Annotated in this window: 4 protein-coding genes; all 4 read right to left on the reverse strand. The window is 71.1% G+C overall.

Translation table 11 applies throughout. The annotated features are described in order from the left end of the window. Positions 1–58: 58 nt before the first annotated feature. Complete coding sequence (locus CDN38_RS04770; RefSeq protein WP_075513693.1) at positions 59–1756, reverse strand: serine/threonine-protein kinase; 1698 nt, start codon at positions 1754–1756, stop codon at positions 59–61. A 59-nt stretch (positions 1757–1815) separates the two neighbouring features. Next, positions 1816–2904 carry a metal-dependent hydrolase family protein gene (locus tag CDN38_RS04775; protein ID WP_075513692.1) on the reverse strand — a complete coding sequence of 363 codons (1089 nt, stop codon included), beginning with the start codon at positions 2902–2904 and terminating at the stop codon, positions 1816–1818. A gap of 7 nt (positions 2905–2911) precedes the next feature. Next, positions 2912–4507: a signal recognition particle protein gene (gene ffh / locus CDN38_RS04780; RefSeq protein ID WP_075513691.1), complete on the reverse strand. Its 1596-nt coding sequence runs from the start codon at positions 4505–4507 to the stop codon at positions 2912–2914. A 201-nt stretch (positions 4508–4708) separates the two neighbouring features. Next, on the reverse strand, positions 4709–6069 hold a 1361-nt coding region (locus tag CDN38_RS33495; protein ID WP_180276287.1), incomplete at its 5' end, for a hypothetical protein.

Raw genomic sequence — 6069 nt, forward strand, 5'->3', positions numbered from 1 at the left:
ATCACTCGCAATCTTTTCTGGGTGCGCGATTCTCCCGCCCAAGCGGCGGCCGTAAGTCTCAGCGGCCCGGGCCGGACGGCGGCGTGGTCGGCGTCGTGGTCGCGGGTGGGTTTTCGGGAATGGTCACCGGATCCGGCACGTTGACCGCGGGCGGCAGATCACCGCCGCGGCTGGCCACCGCAGGGATGCGGATGACCGCTCCCTGTTGACCGCATTCGTTGCTGTGCACGGTGACCACCATCTCGCCCACCAGATCCCCGACCGGTTGTGGCCGCAACGACAGCACCTGGGTGGTGGCCTGGGTGCTGGCCGCGCCGTTAGGACCGATGCACCCGAACTGCACCGCCTCGGGCCGGGACTTCCACTGGCCTTGGCCGAACTCCAATACCAGCGGGCGAACACTCGACTTTGCCTGCGCGTGGTCGTTGTCGTCGAGCATGGTGGCCGCGGCCAGACATCCCGTCGGCGTGCACGAAGACCGGATCGCCCACCACGTGTTGACGTCCGGAGGCTGCGGACTCGGGGTGTAGTCGTAGGTCTGCTTCGAGCGTTGGAGCTCGATTTGGTAGGTGCCGTCAAGGGGGGCCGGCGGGGCGGCCGGGTCACCGGTCGCCGGCATGCTGGATGCAGCGGATGAACTGGTCTGCGGACCGGCAGCCTGAGGATGGTCGCTGGTCGTCTTGCGGCCGATCGCGATGCCGACGGCGAGCAGGCCGACGAGCAGGACGACGACGGCCGAGCCGAGCAGGGTCCCCCGCCGTCTGCGCCTGCCTGGTTCTTGCGCTGATCGGGAGAACGCGTCGAGGCGCCGGGCCAGCGCCGCGGCCGCCGACTGCAGCGGGGTGGCGCGCCGTTGCCGTGTCACCGGTTCGGGGGCCGGCGGTGGGGTCTGTGGTGCTGCTGGGCTCTGCGGCCAGTCGTAGACCGGGTAGTCGACGACATAGGCGGGTTCGGCAACGGCGGCGGCCGGCCAGGCCGTCGCTGCATCTAATACCTCGGGGCGCTGGTCGACCGGCATGATCCCGACCTGCTCGTTGAGCGCATCGGCGAATTCCCGGCAGCTCCCGAAACGGCCGGCGGGATCGGCGCTGAGCGCCCTGGACAAGGCCGCATCGAGTCGCGCCAAGTCCGGGCGCAGGTCGCTGAGTCTGGCCGGTGCGTCGACCGGTGATGTGCCGGTGAACAGCTGAAGAGCCGTAGCCGCCAGGGCATACTGGTCGGCACGCCCGTCGGCCTCGGCCCCCGCCGCCTGAGCCGGCGCGGGCTGCGCTATCCCGAAGTCGCTCAACAGAATCCGCGGCTCACCCGGCCCCGGGCTGGTCACCAGGATGTTGGCGGGCTTGACGTCACCATGCAACAGCCCACGCTGATGGGCGTAGTCGAGAGCGGCGGCGGTGGCGCTGACCATGGCGAGCACCTCGCCGACCGGTAACACCGCCGGAAACCGCTCGCGCATCAGCTGCTCGGCGCTGATGCCGTCGATGTAGTCCATCGCGATCCACAGTCGGCCTTCGAACTCGCCGCGGTCGTGGACCTCGACGATGTTCGGGTGATAGAGGTTCGCGGCGACGGCGGTCTCCCGGTGGAATCGCCGGCGGAACTCGGGGTCCGACGACAGGGCGGGCGAGAGAACCTTCAGCGCCGCCCACTGCGCCGAGCGCGGGTCCTCGACGAGATAGACCTCGCCCGTCGGGCCCGACCCCAGCGGTCGCACGATTGTGTAGGCGGCAAAGGTCGCGCCGCCGGCCAACGCCATTCCGCGATGGTAACCGCCGCCGCGACAGCTCGCCCGGCAAGCGTCAGGCTAACAGTCGGTTAACACTTGGCCCGAAACGCCTTGCCGCGCAGGATTATCACATCGGGCTGGCCCAGCACACCGGGTCCCTGTCGCGGGTCTTCGACGTAACACAACAGGTCAGCCGATGCGCCGTGGTCCAGGCTGGGCCGGCCCAACCAGCGCCGAGCGTCCCAGCACGCCGCGCCCAATGCATCGGTCGGGCTCATCCCGATCTTCGTGAGTGCCTCGACCTCGTCGGCAATACGTCCATGCCGGACCGTGCTGCCGGCATCGCTACCGGCATACACCGCAACTCCGGCCTCCCGCGCCGCGGCGACCCGTGGATAGGTGCGCGTATAGAGGTCGCGCATGTGGGCGGCGTAGGTCGGATAGCGAGTCGCCGAATCCGCGATACCCGGGAAGTTCTCGACGTTGATCAGCGTGGGCACCAATGCGGTGCGGTGTTCGAGCATCAGCGCGATGGTGTCGTCGGTCAGCCCCGTGCCGTGCTCGATACAGTCGATTCCGGCGTCGATCAGCCCCGGCAGTGCATCCTCGCCGAAGACGTGCGCGGTGACCCGGGCCCCGTGCGCGTGCGCGGCGTCGATGGCGGCCTTGAGAACGTCATCGGACCACAGCGGGGCGAGATCGCCGACTTGGCGGTCGATCCAGTCGCCGACCAGCTTGACCCAACCGTCGCCGCGGCGGGCCTGCTCGGCCACTGCGGCCGGCAGCTGCGATTCGTCCTCGAGATCGACAGCGAAACCAGGGATGTAGCGCTTGGGCCTGGCCAGATGCCTGCCGGCGCGAATGATGCGAGGCAGGTCGTGGCGGTCGTCAAGACTGCGGGTATCGGTCGGTGAGCCGCAATCGCGCAGCAGCAGCGCGCCCACGTCACGTTCGGTCTCAGCCTGGGCCGCCGCCGCGTCCAGCGCGATGGCGCCGTGCTGTCCGAGCCCAACGTGGCAGTGCGCGTCCACCAGCCCCGGCAGGATCCAGCCGGCCCCAGAAGCACCGAAGACGGTGTCGGCGCGGGCGACGGGCTCGGTGCTGATGCGACCGTCGACGATCCACAGGTCGATCGGGTTCTCGTCGGGCAGCGCCAGGCCTCGCACGTGCAGGGGCACGGCGCGGCTACTTCTTGCCGGGGTTGCCCGGGAACTTGAGCTTGGAAAGGTCGAAGTCGGCCAGCCCGGGCGGCAGCTCGTCGAGGCCTTCAGGCATGTGCGACAGGTCCGGGAATCCTGCCGGCATATCCGGCACACCCGGCATACCCGGCATACCTGGCATGCCGAAGGGGCTCTTGACCTTCGGCGGTGTCGGCCCGCGGGCGCCCTTCTTGCCCTTCTTGCCGGCCTTTCCGCGGGCAGCCTTGGATTTGCGCGTCGCGGACTTGCGGCCCAGACCGGGGATACCCATGCCGCCGAGCATTGAGGACATCATCTTGCGGGCTTCGAAGAAGCGGTCGACGAGCTGGTTGACCTCCGACACCGTCACGCCCGAGCCGTTGGCGATGCGCAGCCGCCGCGACGCGTTGATGATCTTGGGGTCCGCCCGCTCTTCGGGCGTCATCCCGCGGATGATGGCCTGCACCCGGTCGAGCTGCTTGTCGTCGATCTCGGCCAGTGCTTCCTTCATCTGACCCGCGCCGGGCAGCATGCCCAGCAGGTTGCCGATGGGGCCCATCTTGCGGACGGCGAGCATCTGCTCGAGGAAGTCTTCCAGGGTCAGCTCGCCGGCGCCGATCTTGACCGCGGCTTCCTCGGCTCGCTGGGCGTCGAAGACCTGCTCGGCCTGTTCGATCAGGCTCAGCACATCGCCCATTCCCAGGATGCGGCTGGCCATCCGGTCTGGGTGGAAGACGTCGAAATCCTCCAGCTTCTCCCCGGTGGAGGCGAAAAGGATTGGCACACCGGTCACTTCGCGGACCGACAGCGCCGCGCCGCCGCGGGCGTCGCCGTCCAGCTTGGTCAGCACCACACCGCTGAAGCCGACGCCCTCGCCGAACGCCTGCGCGGTAGTGACAGCGTCCTGGCCGATCATCGCGTCGAGTACGAAGAGCACCTCGTCGGGTTCGATGGCGTCCCGGATGGCGGCGGCCTGGGCCATCAGCTCCTCGTCGATGCCCAGCCGCCCGGCGGTGTCGACGATGACGACGTCGAAGTGTTTGGCCCGGGCCTCGGCAAGTCCCGCCGCGGCGACGGCGACCGGGTCGCCGGGTCCGGATTCTGGCGAGGCGCCTGGATGCGGAGCGAACACCGTCACCCCGGCGCGTTGGCCGACGACCTGCAGCTGATTGACCGCGGCGGGGCGCTGCAGGTCGCAGGCCACCAGCAGCGGGGTGTGCCCTTGGCTCTTGAGGCGCACGGCGAGCTTGCCGGCCAGCGTCGTCTTACCGGAGCCCTGCAGACCGGCGAGCATGATGACGGTCGGCGGCGTCTTGGCGAACACCAGTTCGCGGGTCTGGCCACCCAGAATGCCGATGAGTTCGTCGTTGACGATCTTGACGACCTGTTGGGCCGGATTGAGTGCCCCGGACACTTCGGCGCCGCGGGCGCGTTCTTTGATCCGGTGGACGAACGCCCTGACCACGGGCAGCGAAACGTCGGCTTCCAGCAGCGCCAACCGGATTTCACGTGTCGTGGCTTCGATATCGGCGTCGGTCAGGCGACCCTTGCCGCGTAGCCCCTGGAGGGCACTGGTCAACCGGTCGGACAGCGATTCAAACACGCTCGCCAGCCTAATGGTGGGTGGCAGTTGATCGAGGGCCTGGGGGCGGTGCCAGGGGCGTTGGTGCCGCAGACGTTGGTGCCCGACGACGAGGGCGCCAGGGCTTAACGGCCGTCAAGCCGTTCTTTGCGTCAGGGTCCCGACGCGAACTGTGCGACCCGCGGGCTCGATGGTAGGGGCCGGATCGCCGGCCGGTACTAGCTAGACGGACTGGCCGGCGCTGCCGCGCGCGGGGGCTGCGGCATAGGTGGACCCGCCACCACCGCCGGCACCGGCGGTGCCGCCGTCGCCTCCGCCGTTATCATTGGCGTTGCCGGCGGCGCCGTTGCCGCCTGCCCCGCCAGCCGCGCCATCGGCGCCGGGGTCTCCGGCGCCGTCCACGGAGGTACCGGCATTGGCGCCGCCACCGCCACCACCGCCGGTGCCAGGGCCGCCCACTCCACCGCCGCCGCCGAGGTTGCCCTTGCTGGCGCTGATGGCGTTGCCGCCGGCGCCCCCGGCGCCGCCGAGGCTCGAGGGGGAGCCGCCCGCACCGCCCGCACCGCCTCCACCGCCCGAGACTCCCGCCCCCGATACTTCGCCACCCGCGCCTCCGCCGCCACCGGCACCGCCTGATCCGCCTGTGCCGCCAGAGGCGACCGCACCCGCGCCGCCTCCACCGCCGGTTCCGCCGAATCCTTGCACGCTTGTGCCGACTATGGAGGCGGCGGCACCGCCCCCGCCGCTGCCGGCGGTGCCCCCGGTGCCACCGCCCCCGCCAGCGCCGCCGATGCCGTTGGTTCCGGCGCCTAGGACGTTGCCACCGGCACCGCCTGCGCCACCCTGGCCGCCGTTGCCGCCGCCCCCGCCGAAGCTGCCGCCACCGCCGGAACCCGCACCGCCGGAGCCGCCCTTTTGGCCGTTGCCCCCGGTGCCGCCCTGGCCGCCTTGGCCGCCGTCGGTGGCAGTGCCACCGGCGCCGCCGGCCCCGCCGTTGCCGCCGCCGCCGCCCTGTCCGCCGTTGTTGCCGTAGGGGGCGCCGTCACCGCCGACGCCACCACCGCCGCCATTACCGCCAGCCCCGCCGTTGCCTCCACCGACGCCGCCCACGCCGGCGCCACCCGGACCGCCCACGCCGCCCTGTCCGCCGTTGGCGCCGGCGCCGCCGTTACCGCCGCCGGCGTATACGCCGCCACCGCCGGTACCGCCGTTACCGCCGGCTCCTCCGTCACCGCCGTGGCCGTTGATCCCCGTGCTGCCCGCACCCGCGGCGCCACCGGCGCCGCCATTGCCACCGAGGCCACCCTGGCCACTCGCGCCGCCGTCGCCACCCAGACCGCCGACGCCACCACCACCGCCAGTGCCCGCAGCACCGTTCGCCCCTAGGAACCCGAATAATCCGCCCGACCCCCCGGCGCCACTCGCGCCGCCGGCACCGCCGGCTCCGCCGTCACCGCCGTTCCCCCCGGCCGGGTTTAGCCATGGCCATATCCCGGCCCCACCAGCTCCGCCACCGCCGCCTGCACCTCCGTGGCCACCTACGCCGCCGGCCCCGCCCGAGCCCCTGTCTCTTATACACATCT

The organism is Mycobacterium ostraviense (assembly GCF_002705925.1).
Classification (GTDB): Bacteria; Actinomycetota; Actinomycetes; order Mycobacteriales; family Mycobacteriaceae; genus Mycobacterium; species Mycobacterium ostraviense.

Coding starts and splice junctions, on each gene's coding strand:
- CDN38_RS04770 (WP_075513693.1), bottom strand. CDS start 1,756: ATGGCGTTGGCCGGCGGCGCGACCTTTGCCGCCTACACAATCGTGCGA.